This is a genomic window from Chryseobacterium sp. MIQD13 (genome assembly GCF_050496705.1).
Classification (GTDB): domain Bacteria; phylum Bacteroidota; class Bacteroidia; order Flavobacteriales; family Weeksellaceae; genus Chryseobacterium.
On sequence record NZ_JBNWAF010000001.1, the window covers coordinates 687868 to 705597 of the forward strand.

A 17730-nucleotide genomic window follows, 5' to 3' on the forward strand; every position below is an offset into this window, starting at 1 on the left:
ATGCTTTATATAGTGATTCGGTATTAATTATTCCTCAAATCAGCAACACCCAGATACCGGCAAAATTATTATAAAACCGAATATTCTTTTTTATTTGAAAAAACATCGGTCATCACTTTTGCAATTCTCTCTTTTTCATCCTCCGAAAGATTGGAGCCTGAAGGCAGACACAGACTGTTTCCGAACAGATCCTCTGCCACTTTTCCTCCATAATATGGCGCATCTTTAAATATGGGCTGCAAATGCATAGGTTTCCAGATAGGACGGGATTCAATATTATCTTTCAAAAATGCCAGACGAAGGTCTTCATAGTTTTTTGAGGTCTTTGTTTCATCTATTGTAATAACGGATAGCCAGTGATTACTGTAGAAATCAGAGCTAGGTTCTGAAAACAGTGTTACTCCATCTATATTTTTACAAATTTCAGAATAGAACTCGTGAACCTGTCTGCGGCCATCTATTCTATCCTTAAGGACTTCCATTTGCCCTCTTCCGATTCCTGCACTGATATTACTCATTCTGTAATTGTATCCAATCTGGGAATGCTGATAATGCGGGGCATTGTCTCTGGCCTGTGTGGAAAGAAATACAGCTCTGTCCTTATCCTCCTGGGAATGACATACTAATGCACCTCCTCCTGAGGTAGTAATGATTTTGTTACCATTGAATGATAAAATACCAAAACGCCCAAAAGTACCGCAAGATTTTCCTTTATACGTGGAACCTAATGATTCTGCAGCATCCTCAATTAAAGGAATATCATACTCTGCAGCAATCGATAAAATTTCATCCATTTTTGCAGGCATTCCATACAGGTTGACAACAATAATGGCTTTTGGCTTTTTGCCTTTTAAAATTCTATCTTCTATTGCTTCCTGTAAAGCTGCCGGACACATATTCCAGGTATCTTTTTCAGAATCTATAAAAACGGGAACAGCTCCCAGATAAACAATAGGATTGGCAGAGGCGGAAAATGTCATAGACTGGCATATAACCTCATCTCCATGACCTACATTGCACTCTATTAATGCCAGGTGTAAAGCAGCAGTTCCGGCAGAAAGTGCAGCTACTTTGATTTCTTCATTTAAGAATATTTCCAAATCCTGTTCAAAACCATCAACATTTGGCCCTAACGGTGCTACCCAGTTTGTGTCAAATGCTTCTTTAATGTACTTTAATTCGCTTCCTCCCAGGTGGGGAGATGACAGCCATACTTTTGATTTCATATTTCTACTTTTACTATTCTATATTTTTAAACTTCTACTTTTTATTACTTTACCGGGATTGCCCACTACCGTAGCTCCATCAGGAACATCACTGATAATAACGGCTCCGGCACCAATGGTACACCATTTTCCGATTTCTATTCCCTGTATCACGCTGGCTCCAATCCCGATATGGCTTCCTTCACCTACATATACGTTTCCTGCCAGTGCCACATTGGGAGATATATGGACAAAGTCTTCAATAATACAATCATGATCAATGGAAGCATTGGTATTGATAATGCAGTGCTTTCCTATTTTGACAGCTGCATTTACCGTAACACCAGGCATGGCAATAGTTCCTTCCCCGATCTTTACCCTTTTGGAGATGACGGATTTGGGATGAATGAGTGTAACATAATTGAACAACTCATTTTCTTTGACTATTCTCTTCCGTGTTTTATTGTTTCCAATAGAAATAAGTACATCTATTTCATGTGGGGGAACCTCGTTAAGAACAGGATAGCTCAACACTCTTTCTTTCAAAGGATTTTCATCGATGTAGGCTTCAATCTTACAGCCTGTTTCTTCAGCTATTTCTGCTACCACTTTACCGTGACCACTTGCTCCGTATAAATACATATTCTATCTACATTATTTAAATTAATTACTCCCATTAAAAATTTCTGCGGTTGCCTGCCCTGCCTGGTTTATTCCTTCTTTTTTTATCACTTTTTTTAAAGTAAGAAGGATCACCCTGCAGTCTGTTTCAAGTGACAGATGATCTATATACCATATGTCTAATTCAAATTTCTTTGTCCAGGAAATGGCATTTCTTCCATTTACCTGCGCCCAGCCTGTAATGCCCGGACGTATATCATGTCTGCGTTTCTGAGATTTACTGTACAAAGACAAATATTGCGGCAACAGAGGCCTTGGCCCAATAAGCGCCATATCTCCTTTTAATACATTGATCAGCTGCGGAAGCTCATCTAAGGAAGTCTGGCGGATAAAACTTCCAACTGATGTCAGACGTTCCGAATCGGGCAGATAATTTCCTTTTTCATCTTTTTTATCATTCATGGTCTTGAACTTGATGATATTGAACATCTTTTCATTCAGACCCGGTCTGGCCTGGAAAAAGAATGGTTTACCCTGATTGGCAAAATACAGCAGGATCATAACCACTACAAAAACAGGTGATAACAAAATCAGTCCTATCAATGCGATCAGAAAATCTATTATCCGTTTAAAAAAGTTTTTATACACGATATTCTCTTTCTTTTACCAGTTTGTTGTATTCATTTAATAAGGCATCCCAAATGAATGACTGCTCGTAACGGGATTCAATCATTTCCCTTGCATTCATTTTCAATTGATGGTAATAATCCCTGTCCGAAATTATTTTTGTCATTGCTTCTTTAAGCTTTTCACTGTTTTTTACAGGAACTATTACTCCGTTCTGATCTTCTATAATAATTTCGTTACATCCGTTGATATTGGAGACTATGCTTGGCAATTCCATTGCTCCCGCCTGCATTACTACATTGGGAAAGCCTTCACGATAGCTTGGAAAAACCAATGCATCAGAAATGGAAAAATAAGGGCGTACATCTTTCTGAAATCCTACAGATATGATATCGGGGTTATCGTTGATTTCTTTCAATGTATCCGGCTGCAGCGGGTCCAGCTCCTGTTCAAGAGGACCAACAAGCAGTAGTTTGACACTGCGCTGCGGAATATCTGTTTTATTAATAAGTGAAAAAGCTTTAACCAATTCATTAATTCCCTTATCTCCTACCAGACGCCCTACAAACACAAAGACAAAATCTGTGTTTCCTATATTCAGTTCTTTTTTTAAAAGCTCTTTCTGTACTTCGGTTATTTGTTCCGGTGAAAAATGGTTCAGATCTATTCCGTTTACGTTGCCATTTCCGATAACTTTCAGGGATTTGGAAGTTATTTTATAATTTATCAAATCCTTTTTAACGCCTGCTCCTTCCGGATAAATATGGGTAGCTGCCCAGCACAATAACTGATCCATACCGATAAGAAGTTTCTGTACAGCTCCCTTTCTGGTTGGAAAAATAAGCCCGGTGAACGTATGGATGCGGATAGGCACTCCGGCCATTTTACCTGACAGCATGGTTAAAAGTCCAGCTTTAGGGGTAATAGAGTGTACGATTACCGGTTTTTCTGCTTTTAAAATTTTGTATAACTGGTAAAGAGAAGCCAGATCTTTTAAAGGACTTATTCCTCTTTCCATATCTACTTCAATCGTTTTTATACCTTCTCTCTCCTCTACTTCATCAAGCAACTGACCTTTTGAAGCTATTCCTACAACTTCATAAAATTCATTTAAGAACTTTAACTGTCCTTTTAAAAGAACATTTAAAGACAATGGTATTGTTGATGTCCGAATTACTTTCATGCTAGTATAAGGATTGAATATCTTTTATTAATCTGTTCCTGCTGTCCGTGACCAGACTCATAGATTGAGCCAGTTGTGATTTTATATGATCATATTCTGAAATGGCTTTATCAAACATTTTAATCAGCAAATCAGACTGTACGTCCTGAATCTGAACCACATAATCATCTAAATTAAAATCTCCCATTATCCCCAGAGCTTTATTACCGCCATATCCGATAGCAATAGACGGAACCAGGGAAGTCAGTGAGAATATAATGGAGTGAAAACGTGTCCCTATGAAGAAGTAAAAATTGGAATACACCGCTTTTAGTATATCACAAGATAAATTTTCGTTAATCCAGACCATATCAGGATCCTGAACTTTTTCAAGCAAATCTTTTATAGCATTACGGTCGTCTTCGTGAGAATTGGGCCCCAATGACTGATTACATAAAGCAACCTTGTATCCTTTGCTTAATAAATGTTTCGTAAGGTCTGCAACAGAGTCGATATATTTTTTGTACAACGCTTCCGGACTGGATAAGCCCGGAAAACGCCATGGCCGGATAGTAACACCTACAATTTTGTCTTCTGCTGTGAAATTATATTTCTGTAATATTTTCAAAGCTTCTTCCTGGCTTCCTTTTTCCAAGAAGAATCCAAGATCCATTTCTACAGGAATCTTTTTTTCCAATAACTCTCCCAGGCTTTTGGAAGAAACATTTTCACGTGCATACACCAAATCCAGCTGATTGAATACCGAACGTACCTGCTTCTTAACGGTCAATCCTATAAACGGTCCGTATGAATTGGGCAGAAAAACAACTTTCTTTCCCATTGCCTTAGCCAGCCTTACATAGAATAGAAAATACCACATTAAGTAAGGTGCCGTTTTTTCACCGTAAGCATGGATAAAACCGCCTCCTTTTACAAAAATGGTTTTTGCATCGTGGAACTGTTTAACAGTACGGTACGTTTTATCGTCAAAGTTTTTCTTTACTTTATCGAGGTCGTTGCATATTTTAATTAAATATCTTGTATTCTTAAAATCCAGTCCGGCATTTTTAATCTGCTTTAAAAGCTCAAGTCTGGATTCTTTAATATGCTCATCAGATTTGTGCTGCCCTCTTCGGGGATGTTTCAAAATATTATCCAATAGTTTGAAGCCGTGTTCTTCAGACTGTTTACACAATAATGCTCTTTCTTCTGCATTATCACCCGCATCCAGTATATATACCTCATCATAAAGCCCAGTATCTTTGGCAAGTCTCCAGCTTTCCCAGACCAATGCCTGATCTCCTTTATTTAAATCTGTTACTCCGGGTACTATTATAGCATTATTCATTCTATATCAATTTTCCTTGTTCAATCCTGTGTGTGTTCTGTTTTACCTTACGGTTTATATATATATTCAGCAATATTCCGAAGGGAATAGCGATGAGGGTATATGGCTTGTTTGGGGAGTCTTTAAAAAAATTCCACTTTTTTGCAAAAAGGCATGAGGATACGTAGTGTATTGAATTTTTCAGCACTATTTTACTGTTGATCCCATACTTCATTTTTACTTTCCTGTATTCAATAAATGAATTGGGACTTTCTTTATATCTTTTATATAATCCATTGGACAATCCGTCCTGCTGGTATTCTATGATACAGTATATCTCGTTTGAAAGAAGAAATTTATAATCCTGATCAATCAGTGTAAATATCCAGCTTACTTCATGAAATATTTCGTTTTCAAAATAGGGATACGGCAGATACTTTTTGTATACTTCCGTATCAAAAACATATTTCTTGTCTCCTTTGATTTTATAGTGATCTACCAGTTCGGAATAGGTAGATTCTTTTACCTCCGGTAAATGTTCTCCAGCTACGGAACCGTCTTCATAGGCATCCAGACCGATAATCCCCGCAGAGTTGGCTTTTTTATTGGCTCTCCAGAATTTTAATATTTTTTCGATGCCATCTTCGGGCATGTAATCATCAGAATCTATACAGGTAAATAATTCGGTATCTATATAATTTAAGGCTAAAATCTGAGCGGCCAGTTTTCCTTTATTTTTCTGATAATAATACTGTATCCCGATTTTGCCTTCTTTTATCCACTGTTCAACCTGCCCGGAAGTATTGTCACCTGAGCCGTCATCTACAATGATCCATTTAAAATCTGAGCTGCTTTGACTGCACAGAGAATCATAAAGTCTGACAAGAGTCTTTTCCCTATTGTAAGTCGGTGTAAAAACGGTAATTGACTTCATGCTTTACCCAATTTTTTAAAGATTTTATCAAACTCTTCTACCTGATTTTTCTTGTCGTAATTATTCACGATCAGTGATTTCCCGTTATTGGCAATAAACCGGTACAGTTCCCTGTCATGATAAAGTTTATAGATGTATTCATAATAATCATCCACATTATTGTGAGTAGCAATATATCCTGTAAAATTGTGCAGGATATAATCTGTAACTCCTCCTACAGGATTGGCAATAACAGGAATTTCAAAGGCAAGAGCCTCCATAATGACACGAGGTAAACCTTCGGTATCAGACGGGTGTATTAAAATATCGCTGTTTTTAAAAATACTGTAAGGATCTTTCTGGTTGAGCAGAATCTCGATATGATTGTCCAGCTTATACTGAGCGATTTCTTTCCTGATTTTATTTAAAAAGTTCTCTGAAACAGGAGTATCATATACGGCTCCCATTAGGATCATTTTGAAATTGATGTTGTTATCTTTTAACTTCCTGGCTAAAGAAACCGACATATCCTGTCCTTTTGCCGGTAAAAATCCTCCACAATGTAGGATCACCATGGGATCATTATCCGTACGCTCTGCTTTACCTTTTTTATACTGATCCACTTTCGTTAAATCAATAGCATTGGGCACAACAAAAATCTTTTCCATAGGAGCCAAACCTCCTGTAAAAATGGCCTGTCTCGTAGATTGTGATACTCCGATAAAATAGTCGGAATTATACTTAAACATCAGTTTTTTAAGAAATCCGATAGAATTATACGCGAACCAGCCCCTTGCAAAATAGGCTATCTTATAATCCTTTCCTTTCTTTAAGACTGAGTTGGTTTTTATATTATTAACAATAACCACATCCGGTTTAAAGCTGTTCTGAAATTTTTTAAATTCTTTTTTCAGCCTGATCCAGTCCAACAAAAATGAAACGATATTTACCCCTATCTTAAAAGGGTTTTTGGTACTGAAAATTGCAATAGGGCTATCATTTTTCTTTAAAATCTGTAATGGGATCTTATTAGCTTTTACATCGTCAACGAATTCGTTGCAACTACCCCAGAAATCTACGATAACCGAATTATGCCCCTCTTCATTTAGTCGTTTTGCCAATTCTATGGTGCTTTTACGAGCACCACCATGAATTTGAACGGCTTCAAGGAAAATTATGTTCATTTTTTTATAACACTTTCATTATTATAGAATTAGATAAATTGGGTTATAAGTTTTTTTTAAAATCTAAAATTTGGCATAAATCAATAACCACAATACTCTCAGAGCTATAAAAGCCTGAAAATGTTGCTATTATTTTCAATAATAAAATGATTTTTTTTCAGATCTGTGTGTTCAGATATTAACAGTGCCGTAGCAAAAAATTATCTTTAAAATAATATAATTATGTGAAATATTTATTATAATAATTGCATTATTAATGAATTTTTCACTACATAAAACAAATATACAAAAAATAATATATCACAAATACATGAAAATAAGTTTATTTTTAATAACTTGAGGGAAAAATTATAATTATCTTAAAAAAGCTGGATTTATGACAATTCATTTAAAAAACTATGGACAATTTCATATTCCAGATTCACCTTAGATTCATTCCAGTTCAGTGATTTATCATAAAATCCCAAACAACGGTCATAAACATAAGGCTGAAACCCGTAACTTATCTCCACAATCAAAGGCTGATCCTTTGCATCAAAAATAAAATCGTACGCAACACATACCATTTTTAATTTTCGGGCTGTTTTAAAAGCAATATCCACTGCTTCCAGATTAAACTTCCCGGGCGCGAATTCCAGCATTCCACTGCCGGAAGCCCTGAAATCATTATCTCTCGTATTTCTTTTCAGATAATAACACTTTTCACCAATAACGATAAGCCTTATATCATAGGTCAGATTAGGAATAAACTCCTGAAAATAGACGTAGTTTCTCTGTTTTGGAAAAACCCTGTATTGTTTATCTACAAAAATGCCTTTAAATCCCCATTTCAGAACTCTAAGGAAATTATGTGTAGTTTTCTGTCTCCAGAATCTTTCGATGGTATCCGTGAAAACCGTCCATGAATCAAAAGCATCAAATCCGCGTCCAAATGCCTGGCTGACTATTTTTCTTGCCTGACTTTTGGTTCTGATGAGCTTTACATTAATAGACCCGGCGCCGCCTTTCAGTTTAAAGACTTTCGGGAATGTTGTCTTTTCTATATATTCTTCAGCTTCTTTCTGATGATAGAAGACATCAGCCTTTACCAGCGGAACTTCCAATGCTTCCAATAGGTATTTCTGTGCTACTTTATCGTCAAAATGCCAATAGGTATCTTCACTGGGAAATGTTTTTATACCGATCTGGCTGATTGACCTGAACAAAGTTCTTGCATGCAGCATATCTTCATAATAATTCTGATTGAAATGCCACATAAAATGGGTTATCTCATTTGCTTTTATCTGACTGATAATATCGTTATCAAAAGCATTTAATAACACATAAGGAATATTTTTTTCCTCCAGATATTCGATCCAGCGATCAGAAAAGCTGCCTTTACGGTGATGTATTGCTATCTTCATTTCTTCGTTCTAAAAAATTTATAAAATAATCCTCCCCCCATCACGCATCTTGCCAGTGATAAATTAATAGCAGCCCCCAACACTGAATAAAAATGAATCAGGGGATAGGCCAAAATAAATCCCAGAATAGAAGCAAATAAGGTATTCTTCATAACTAACTTGTCCTGACGGTGCACAATAAAATAATTAAGCCCGAAAATATTGTACAGTGTATACCCAAAGAGTCCTACGGCTAATATCAATAAGATCCAGAAGGCATTTTCGTAATTCACATTCAAATACCAGAAGATCAATTTATTAAATACCAGCACTCCGGCTATCATTACACTTATGGTGATCAGCATCATATTTTTATACCACTGGAATGCATCTTTTTTCCGGTTGAGGAAAGGGAAAAATACACGGGAAAGAATTTCGATCAGGGTTACAATCAGGTTTACTATTGTTAAAATAGCCTGATAAATTCCAACCAACTTCGGTGTTCCCAGTATTCCCAGCAGGAAAGTACTGGTATTGTTATACAGGTTAGGAACAAACTGGTTGATGAAGATTGGTGAATTAACCTTTATTGTTTTAATGATCAGTTTATAAGGCAGAAAAATGAATTTCAATTTATACTTCTTTACCAGTACACATTGTCCCACTAAGCCCGCTCCTATATACCCTGCACTTTGCAGTAAAGGGTAAATCCAGAAATCACTTTCTTTTTTAATGAAAATAAAAACACAAAGAGTAAAAAACAGCTTAATCCCTAAGTTCAGATAAGTGATATAGCGCATTTTTTCAATACCCTGGAAAAACCATTCAGGGAATAAGACGTAGCCCAATAAAAGCAAACTCGTATAAAAATAAATCTCCCTGTTTTCATAAAACGGAGGATATACATAGACCGCTATAGCAATAATTAACCAGGACAGTATCAGGAAAAGTGTTTTAATGGTTAAAACTTTACTGTAGATAATATTCAGTTTTTTAGGACTATCCCTATGAATTGCCACATCGCGGGTAGCCGTAATTCTGAAACTGAAATCCGTTAAAGCTGTAAAATAAGCTATCAGTGATGCGGAAAAGACAACAACTCCGTATTTTTCAAAGCCTATTACCCTTAAAATGTATGGCAGAGTAATCAACGGCAGCAACATTCCTACTAACTGCAGTGCAGATAATGAAACGAAGTTTTCCAACAGCGCCTTTTTATCTTTAGTGTTAAAAATCTTTTTTATCCTGTTAACCATTATTTTAAGGTAATCGTTTCGTCATTATTTTTAAACTTCTGACCATAGCTGGTAGCATTTCTGGAAGTTGCACCCAGTTTCCCAAAATCCATTTTCACATTCACCTGATGTGAAGCTCCTTTAAATGATCTGAATTTCGCCGTTGCATTGTTTTGTGAAGAGAAGTTGCTCACACTTATATTTCCGTTCAGCTGAGGAAATCCTGCATTAGGCTTATCTCTGGTCATAGCCATGCCTAAACCGATCTTAGATCCGTTATCTTTAAAATTGTTGATCGCCACTGAAATTGCTTTTTGGTTTTTACCTACCATATTTCCGGGAGAAATGATGATTCCGTAATTACCATTATTTTCAGTTTCGATATTGTTAAGTTTTACATTTTTTACTTCGTAAGAATTGCTGTCCGGTTCAATATCTATTCCGGCCTGAGGATTGGTTCCCGACGTATTGGCGATGTAGGCATTTTCCAGCAGCAGATTAACGACTCCTCCAATGGTTAATCCATTTCTGCGGTTATCTTTTAAAATGACATTCTTAATCGTTATATCTGAAGAATTGATATTATTTCTGCTGCCTATGCAAATTCCGTCTCCCCAGCAGCTTTCGATATAAGAACCGATGATATTGATGTTAGCAGACGATAGGATATAAATTCCCATTCCCCATTCTCCGGTAGCCGACAAGTGCTTGTGCTTGTCTCCGGTAATATTGGGATAGTAAATATCTACATTTTGAATATTGAATAAATTAAGCATCCCGTTGCGGTCCTTGCCATTCGGTTTCATAATCAGCTTTGAATTCTTTTGAAAAAGAACCTTCTGATTGGATTTCAAGGCAAGCCCGTTTTCATTGATAAGAACAGGAAAATCAGGCATTATAAGGGCAGAATTCTCATTGAATCCTTTCTGAATATAAGAGGTATAATCTGTATCTCCGTTTTTGGAATACCCTTTCGGCAGATAGACAGTAATATCCTTTGCTTTCTGAAAATATTGACTTTTTACAGCCTCATATCCTGAAAAACGGTCTTTAACATAATATTGACAGCTTCCCAAAAAATATATGGATACGAAAAATAATAATATCAGCTTTTTCATTTTGCCAGATTTAATTTGTTAATCATTGTAAAGAATGGTATAAACACAACCAGGTTGATAAATAATGTAGCGGAAAGGGAACCGATATTAATCATCATTGATGTTGAACAGCCAAAAGCTAAAATGATATATAAAAAAAATAAAACAGGGGAATTTGCGGTATAAGCTTTGGTTTCAAATCTAAAGGCCAAGACAGTTAAGACAAATATATAGATATAAAAAAAGTATTTTGAAAAGTGGTATAATCCGGCTACAGAAACCGGAACAATCTGATCCCTGGAACGCCCGGCCCCATAAATATGATTGTTGAATTTAATGTTTGTCTTATAATTGTCATTTGAAAATTTAGACAGTACAGGTATATTTTGTGTGATATCGGAAATAAAATAATAATACTTATCAAAAGGATTGACCATATTCTTTTCATAGGAATCATACCCGATCGCATAATTGGCTACTCCTCCGAAATAAGCATTCAATTGGTGAAGTGTGAAAAAACCACCTACATCTGCATTTTTTGTATTTCCGGAAAACTTGGCGAGTGAAGCCACCATTAAAATCAGTCCAAAGAAAACAGAGGTATAAGTGACTACTTTTTTCCTGTATGCCGGATAAAAATAAATTAGCAGAAGGATTAAAGGAAAAGAGGCATAAACGATACTGAAACGGCTTATACCTACAATGATGGTCGCGTTTATCAGCACAACCAATATCGAAAGCATCAGTTTTGTCCCTTGCTTCAATTTGAATGAGTTAATTAATGAAAAGATAAAAAGAACAATATACGCCCTCATCACAGGGAACATAATACTCACCAGCGGGGAAACATTTTCAAGATCCCCGGATATTTTAAGCTTCAAATAAGTGGCAATATCCCATACAAAACTTAATTTGTGCAGGAAACTTCTGTTCGTTGCAATAATCAGGATGAACAGGAAAAACAATCCGGTAGTAACAGTATTCAAGGGCAGAAAGTCCAGTTTCCCTTTCTTTGGTTTTTCCTCTTTTGAAAAGGTACAGATATGATAGGCAATCAGTATAAACAGCAGCTCAATAAGCATCATCGAAACCGCATAAGCTTCATTCACAGTGGTACTGCCGAATTTCAATTTGTCACCGGTTATAAAGAGAAAAGGAATAACCACATAGCGTATAATCTGCTGAATGGTTATGACCCAAAAAATAAAATAAGATTTAAGCTTTATAAATATGTTTGAAATAAATAAGGTAAAAAAGCCCAAACCTATCGGTAGAAAATAAACATCCTGGTAGGAAGTATTACTGATTTTCCCATAGATAAAAAAACCTATACAGAAAAACAGAAAACTTAAAGTGAATAAAACTAATTTATATGATTTATTTACTCCCATGCTCAACAGGCTGCTTACTTCTTTTTAAATAAATATTGATACGGTACAACAATTCTAGCCTTCCGAATAAATCGGAAAAAGCCAAGAGAAAAAACAAGGTATATCTCTTCTCCCGGCTTAATTTTTATTATAACCTGGAATCACATTCTTCCAGAACTCCCTTTACATCGTAGATGATCCCATCTTCCTTCAAGTAGTTATTCAGATCTATTCCCATAAATTCGTTGTGGGCAACGGTAAGGATAATAGCATCAAACTTTTCATCCGGAATCTCATTAACCACATTAAGGCTATATTCATGCTGCACTTCTTCAGGCTTGGCCCACGGATCAAAAGTCGTTACATGCAGTGCATAGTCTTCAAGCCCGTGAATCACGTCTACAGCTTTAGTATTACGTACATCCGGACAGTTTTCTTTAAATGTAATTCCCAGATTCAAAACTCTGGCTCCATTGATGGTGATCTTCTTCTTAATCATCGTTTTTACCAGCTGGGAAGCCACATACTGCCCCATGGAATCGTTCAGGCGGCGTCCAGCCAATATGATCTCAGGATGATACCCGTTTTCCTGCGCTTTTTGTGCCAGGTAATAAGGGTCAACTCCAATACAGTGTCCTCCTACCAACCCTGGTTTGAATGGTAAAAAGTTCCATTTTGTTCCTGCCGCTTTCAAAACGGCATGAGTATCAATCTCCAAAAGGTTGAAAATTTTCGCCAGTTCGTTCACAAAGGCTATATTGATATCTCTCTGTGAGTTTTCAATAACTTTGGCAGCTTCTGCAATTTTAATAGTCGGGGCCAGATGAGTTCCGGCAACGATTACAGATTTATATAAAGCATCTACCACCTCTCCTATTTCAGGCGTAGAACCTGAAGTAACTTTAAGAATTTTCTCTACCGTATGCTCCTTATCTCCCGGATTGATACGTTCCGGAGAATATCCTGCAAAGAAATCCTGATTAAATTTCAATCCTGAAACCTTTTCCAGAACAGGCACACATTCTTCTTCCGTAACTCCCGGATATACTGTAGACTCATAAACTACAATATCTCCTTCAGACAATACTTTACCTACTGTTTCGGAAGATTTGTATAATGGCGTCAGATCAGGACGGTTATGTTTGTCAACCGGAGTCGGAACGGTAATAATGTAAATGTTCGCATCCTGAATATCCTTGATATCCGCCGAGCAGAACAGTCCTTTTTCGATCTGATTAAAAGGATTTTCCTGTTTTAATACAGCTTTTAATACTTCATCTTCTACTTCAAGCGTATTATCAACTCCCTTATTTAATTCCTCAATCCTTCCCTGATTGATATCGAACCCTACAACCGGGTAATTGGTTGCAAATAATCGTGCCAGAGGCAGACCCACGTATCCTAGTCCGATAACGGCTATTTTATATTGTTTTTCCACAAAAACTCGTTTTATACTTGTTTATTTTAAATTTTCCCAATACCAGCTGATAGCCTCTTTTAACCCCTTGTCTATGGTATGGGAAGGCTGGTATCCCAATAATTTTTCTGCTTTTTCCACTGATGCCAGAGAATGCGGAATATCGCCTACACGGTTCGGACCGTATATAACATCAATGTCAGCAATTTTTTCATCGAATTCGCTTAGGTATTGTTTAAGATACCCTACAAGGTCATTCAATGTTGTACGGTCGCCAACTGCTGTATTGTAAACTGTATTCACCGCTTCAGGGTTTTCAGTAAGCATCGCCAGCTCATTCATCTGAATCACATTGTCGATGTAAGTAAAATCACGTGAATAATCTCCCGTACCATTGATTGTAGGTGATTCATGATTGATCAACTGTTTTACAAATAAAGGAATCACAGCCGCATAAGCTCCATTAGGATCCTGTCTGCGTCCGAATACATTGAAGTATCTTAGGCCGATACACTGTATTCCGTATGTTTTTCCGAATACATCGGCATATAATTCGTTTACATATTTGGTAATAGCGTATGGTGATAATGGTTTTCCGATCACGTCTTCCACCTTTGGCAATGAAGCAGAATCTCCATAAGTGGATGATGATGCAGCATATACAAAACGTTTTACTTTTGCATCACGTGCAGCAATCAGCATATTCAAGAAGCCTGAAACATTCACATCGTTACTTGTAATGGGATCTTTAATTGATCTCGGAACAGACCCCAATGCAGCCTGATGCAATATATAATCTACATTTTCCACTGCCTTCTGGCAAACTTCCAAATCACGTATATCACCTTCAATAAGTTTATAATTCGGATTTTCAAGGAAAGGTGCGATATTATGGCGGTGTCCCGTTGCAAAATTATCAAGGCATACCACATAATAGCCTTTATTCAAAAAATACTCCGTCAGGTTTGAGCCAATAAAACCCGCTCCGCCTGTAATTAAAATTTTATGCATTTCTATGATTTAAAAATTTTCGTCCACCAGCTTTTCTTATCCTTGGTCTGGCTGTAGCCGTACCCATAGCTGTAGTTATATCCATACCCTCCTGCACGTTTTGAAACATCGTTAATAACAAAGGACACATTGCTCAGTTTAGAATCTCTTACCAGATCGTTGGCAAAATCTATCAGTATATTCTTTGATACCCCGGATCTTACCACGTACAACGTTGCATCAGCAGCATCAGCAATACTCAATGTATCTGAAACAAGCATAAGCGGTGCGGAGTCAATAATGATATAGGCATACTTAGAAGACATCTGCTCAATAAGCTTCTGATATCTTCCGTTAGAAAGCAGTTCCTGAGGATTGGGAGGAATTGCTCCTGCATAAATGACATCACAGAAAGGATTGGTTGTTGATGTATGGATCAGATCTTCCACATTTACCGAGTCATCATATAAAAATTCTGTAAGACCTTTTCGCTTTACAGGTTCGCTGTCGTATCTCTGGATCTGGGGATTACGGATATCCGAACCGATAAGAAGAGCCCTTCCGTTTTTATTGGCTATGGTAAGAGCAAGGTTAACGGACACCAGGGTCTTTCCTTCTCCTTTCACAGAAGAAGTCACCATGATTACTTTGGCGGATTCTTTTGCCGGCAAAACAAATTTCAGGTTGGAGACAAGTACCCTGAATGCTTCTGCAAGCTCAGAGAAGTCGTTTTTCTGTACCAGATGGTTTTCGTTATCTTTAAGTGACGGTATATCAACCAGCACTCCTAGTCTTGAACGTTCCTTAATATCGTCCCTGCTGTAAATCTTATCATCTAAAAGGAACAACAGATAGAAAATGGCAAAAGGAATCAAAATTCCAAGGAAAAATGCTCCGGGAAGAATAATATCTTTCTTAGGAGATACCGGGGTATCTTCTGTAAATGCAGGATTTACAATTTTAGCCTTCGGAACATCTACAGACAGGTTGATTGCATTTTCTTCTCTTTTCTGAAGAAGAAACAGGAAAAGCTGTTCCTTAAGGTTCTGCTGGCGTTCAATTCCCCTGTACACTTTAGATTGTCCGGGAACCTTTTCGATAACATTATTATTGGTTGTAATTTGGTTTTGCAATTGAGAAATACCTGTCTGTACCGTTTGCTTCTGCTCACGGATATTGTCACGGATCACATCTTTCAAAGAGGCAATTTCGCGGTTCATTTCTATGACAGCTGGGTTTTCATTGGTTGCCTGCTTCAGGGTCTTATTTCTGCTGATGACTAGCAGATTATACTGAGAAATAGTCTGCTCCAGCGAAGGATTAAGCCCTAAATTAGAAGGCATAAGCTGATTGTTACCTTTTGAAGCTTCCGATGAAAGGGAATTCAGAAGGTCCAGCTGAGCCTGCTGCTGAAGAAGGACTTTGGTATTTTCGCTTGTATTTTGCAGCGCCAGTTCCGCCTGTGCCTGTAAATCTACAATACGGTTACGGTTTTGGAAATCTTCTTTCTGGTTTTCAACTCCGGAAAGATCCTTGGTGATAACTTCGAGCCTTTTATCAATAAATTCCTGGGTATTCTGTGCCTGTAAGTTTTTATCTCTCTGGCCATCCAGATTATACTGTTTGGTCACCTCATTCAGAATGGCTTCTGATTTTTCAGGAAGAGACCCTATCAGACTGATATCCATCAACATAGCTTTTTCATCCGGCAAATTTACCTGAATTGTTTTTTCCAGTTTTTTTACCTTCTCAATCGGGTTCCAGAAAATAATTTTATACTCTGATTTGGCAGGAATTGCAAAATTCCTCTGAAGCACTACAGTTCCAAAATCCAACTGTACAGGAATATTAAATCTTCCCGTAACATCCTTCTTTTTCTCGCTGTGAAGGGTAAACTGGTCACCTTTTATTTCAGTGATGCTATATGCAGAGGATACAAATTTTTCTTTGGTATAAGTTAATATCTTTGCGGTAATAGGCACTTTCGTAAAAAGCTGTGAGTCTTTAATTTCTCCTGCACTGTAGTATTCTACATTAAGGTTGAGATTGTTCACCACCTGCATGAGTATAGGCCGTGAATTCACTACTGCAGCTTCACTTTTTAATTCATCTGCATTCCCCAGACCTATCCCGAGATTATCAAGATCGGCTAAAGCTGAAGAAAGATCGTTCTGCTTTTTATCAAATTTAAGGGTCGTTTTGGATTGGTATTTAGGAACACTGTACCTAAGATAAATATAGGCACATGATACAAAGATTAAAACAGAGGCAATAAACCACGGCCATTTATAGAGGTATTTAGAAATGGCTTTCCTTAAATTTAATTTTTCCTCCTTTGCCTGAAATTCTGTCTGCTGCATATTTTATCTTCGTGTTAAAGCAATAATAAGTGTCCCTGCCGTTAGCAATGCTCCAATAATCTGGAATGTAAGAGCTCTGTTCGGGTTCGTATTAGCCAGAACCTGCTTGTTTTTATCAGGCTGTACATACAATATGTCGTTTTGCTTCATATAATAGTACGGCGAGCTTACAATATCGGATCTCGTCAGGTCAATATTAACAACCTGGTCTGTTCCATCATCTCCAGTACGGATAAGTTTTACATTCGTACGGTCTCCATAATCTGTCATATCGCCCGCAAGGCCAAGTGCCTGAAAAACATTAATCTTTTGCGAAACACTCTGTTTCTGTCCGGGGTCTTTCACTTCACCCAGAATATTTACATTGAAGTTTTTCAGAGTGATTGACACCATAGGATCTGTAAGGTATCTTTTCAGACGGGATTCCAGGTCCTGTTTCAGCTGAACCTGAGTCATCCCTTTAGCAAAAACATTTCCTAATACGGGAAAATTTATATAGCCTTCTTCATTTACCAGATATTCGCTTGGCTGTACATACTGATTTATTCCGGTATTGGTATCACTTCCCACCTTATTGGTTGTATTAAGGTTGAAAGGCTTTACAGCAATTTCATCAAGAGCAGAAACAAGAATGAGAAGAACATCACCTTCCTGAATATGCAATCCCTCAAATTTTGCTTTGGTAACTTCCTCCTCCATATTGTGCTTTGACATGTATACCATATTCTGTTTCGGCTTACATGACAATAAAGTAACCGATAACAGGATTAAATACGTAATAATAGTTCTCTTCATATGTTTCTTAATCTAGTGGTGTTACGCTCATTTTTTTAGAATATT

At 37.1% G+C, this 17730-nt stretch carries 15 protein-coding genes; all 15 read right to left on the reverse strand.

Annotated elements, in window-relative coordinates:
• Positions 1-68: 68 nt before the first annotated feature.
• Positions 69-1226, reverse strand: coding sequence for a DegT/DnrJ/EryC1/StrS family aminotransferase (locus tag ACQWU4_RS03300; RefSeq protein WP_429934336.1), 1158 nt, complete (start codon positions 1224-1226; stop codon positions 69-71).
• An 18-nt stretch (positions 1227-1244) separates the two neighbouring features.
• Positions 1245-1847, reverse strand: a complete 603-nt coding sequence (locus tag ACQWU4_RS03305; RefSeq protein WP_429934337.1) for an acetyltransferase — start codon at positions 1845-1847, stop codon at positions 1245-1247.
• A gap of 21 nt (positions 1848-1868) precedes the next feature.
• Positions 1869-2474: a sugar transferase gene (locus ACQWU4_RS03310; RefSeq protein WP_429934338.1), complete on the reverse strand. Its 606-nt coding sequence runs from the start codon at positions 2472-2474 to the stop codon at positions 1869-1871.
• The gene (locus tag ACQWU4_RS03315) at positions 2467-3636 is read right to left on the reverse strand and encodes a glycosyltransferase family 4 protein (protein WP_429934339.1); all 1170 of its coding nucleotides are present in this window, start codon (positions 3634-3636) and stop codon (positions 2467-2469) included. The genes ACQWU4_RS03310 and ACQWU4_RS03315 overlap by 8 nt, the downstream gene beginning before the upstream one ends.
• A 1-nt stretch (position 3637) precedes the next feature.
• Positions 3638-4963 carry a polysaccharide pyruvyl transferase family protein gene (locus ACQWU4_RS03320; protein ID WP_429934340.1) on the reverse strand — a complete coding sequence of 442 codons (1326 nt, stop codon included), beginning with the start codon at positions 4961-4963 and terminating at the stop codon, positions 3638-3640.
• A gap of 1 nt (position 4964) precedes the next feature.
• Positions 4965-5876, reverse strand: coding sequence for a glycosyltransferase family 2 protein (locus tag ACQWU4_RS03325; RefSeq protein WP_429934341.1), 912 nt, complete (start codon positions 5874-5876; stop codon positions 4965-4967).
• Positions 5873-7039, reverse strand: a complete 1167-nt coding sequence (locus ACQWU4_RS03330) for a glycosyltransferase family 4 protein (RefSeq protein WP_429934342.1) — start codon at positions 7037-7039, stop codon at positions 5873-5875. The genes ACQWU4_RS03325 and ACQWU4_RS03330 overlap by 4 nt, the downstream gene beginning before the upstream one ends.
• A gap of 374 nt (positions 7040-7413) precedes the next feature.
• On the reverse strand, positions 7414-8442 hold the full coding sequence (locus ACQWU4_RS03335) for an ATP-grasp domain-containing protein (protein WP_429934343.1): 1029 nt from the start codon (positions 8440-8442) through the stop codon (positions 7414-7416).
• Positions 8439-9677: an oligosaccharide flippase family protein gene (locus tag ACQWU4_RS03340; protein ID WP_429934344.1), complete on the reverse strand. Its 1239-nt coding sequence runs from the start codon at positions 9675-9677 to the stop codon at positions 8439-8441. Before ACQWU4_RS03340 ends, ACQWU4_RS03335 begins: the two co-directional genes overlap by 4 nt.
• Positions 9677-10774, reverse strand: coding sequence for a right-handed parallel beta-helix repeat-containing protein (locus ACQWU4_RS03345; RefSeq protein ID WP_429934345.1), 1098 nt, complete (start codon positions 10772-10774; stop codon positions 9677-9679). The genes ACQWU4_RS03340 and ACQWU4_RS03345 overlap by 1 nt, the downstream gene beginning before the upstream one ends.
• A complete protein-coding gene (locus tag ACQWU4_RS03350; protein WP_429934346.1) occupies positions 10771-11883 on the reverse strand; it encodes a hypothetical protein in 1113 nt (370 codons plus the stop codon). Before ACQWU4_RS03350 ends, ACQWU4_RS03345 begins: the two co-directional genes overlap by 4 nt.
• Positions 11884-12271: 388 nt before the next feature.
• A complete protein-coding gene (locus tag ACQWU4_RS03355) occupies positions 12272-13561 on the reverse strand; it encodes a nucleotide sugar dehydrogenase (RefSeq protein ID WP_429934347.1) in 1290 nt (429 codons plus the stop codon).
• Positions 13562-13582: 21 nt separating this feature from the next.
• Positions 13583-14551: an SDR family oxidoreductase gene (locus tag ACQWU4_RS03360; protein ID WP_429934348.1), complete on the reverse strand. Its 969-nt coding sequence runs from the start codon at positions 14549-14551 to the stop codon at positions 13583-13585.
• 2 nt (positions 14552-14553) lie between these two features.
• On the reverse strand, positions 14554-16890 hold the full coding sequence (locus tag ACQWU4_RS03365) for a GumC family protein (protein WP_429934349.1): 2337 nt from the start codon (positions 16888-16890) through the stop codon (positions 14554-14556).
• 3 nt (positions 16891-16893) lie between these two features.
• On the reverse strand, positions 16894-17604 hold the full coding sequence (locus ACQWU4_RS03370; protein WP_429934350.1) for a polysaccharide biosynthesis/export family protein: 711 nt from the start codon (positions 17602-17604) through the stop codon (positions 16894-16896).
• Between the last annotated feature and the right edge of the window lie 126 nt (positions 17605-17730).

What these genes read in the sequence shown, in the direction of transcription:
- ACQWU4_RS03300 (WP_429934336.1), bottom strand. Translation starts at nt 1,226, where the DNA reads ATGAAATCAAAAGTATGGCTGTCATCTCCCCACCTGGGAGGAAGCGAA.
- ACQWU4_RS03305 (WP_429934337.1), bottom strand. Translation starts at nt 1,847, where the DNA reads ATGTATTTATACGGAGCAAGTGGTCACGGTAAAGTGGTAGCAGAAATA.
- ACQWU4_RS03315 (WP_429934339.1), bottom strand. Translation starts at nt 3,636, where the DNA reads ATGAAAGTAATTCGGACATCAACAATACCATTGTCTTTAAATGTTCTT.
- ACQWU4_RS03320 (WP_429934340.1), bottom strand. Translation starts at nt 4,963, where the DNA reads ATGAATAATGCTATAATAGTACCCGGAGTAACAGATTTAAATAAAGGA.
- ACQWU4_RS03325 (WP_429934341.1), bottom strand. Translation starts at nt 5,876, where the DNA reads ATGAAGTCAATTACCGTTTTTACACCGACTTACAATAGGGAAAAGACT.
- ACQWU4_RS03330 (WP_429934342.1), bottom strand. Translation starts at nt 7,039, where the DNA reads ATGAACATAATTTTCCTTGAAGCCGTTCAAATTCATGGTGGTGCTCGT.
- ACQWU4_RS03335 (WP_429934343.1), bottom strand. Translation starts at nt 8,442, where the DNA reads ATGAAGATAGCAATACATCACCGTAAAGGCAGCTTTTCTGATCGCTGG.
- ACQWU4_RS03340 (WP_429934344.1), bottom strand. Translation starts at nt 9,677, where the DNA reads ATGGTTAACAGGATAAAAAAGATTTTTAACACTAAAGATAAAAAGGCG.
- ACQWU4_RS03345 (WP_429934345.1), bottom strand. Translation starts at nt 10,774, where the DNA reads ATGAAAAAGCTGATATTATTATTTTTCGTATCCATATATTTTTTGGGA.
- ACQWU4_RS03360 (WP_429934348.1), bottom strand. Translation starts at nt 14,551, where the DNA reads ATGCATAAAATTTTAATTACAGGCGGAGCGGGTTTTATTGGCTCAAAC.
- ACQWU4_RS03365 (WP_429934349.1), bottom strand. Translation starts at nt 16,890, where the DNA reads ATGCAGCAGACAGAATTTCAGGCAAAGGAGGAAAAATTAAATTTAAGG.
- ACQWU4_RS03370 (WP_429934350.1), bottom strand. Translation starts at nt 17,604, where the DNA reads ATGTCAAAGCACAATATGGAGGAGGAAGTTACCAAAGCAAAATTTGAG.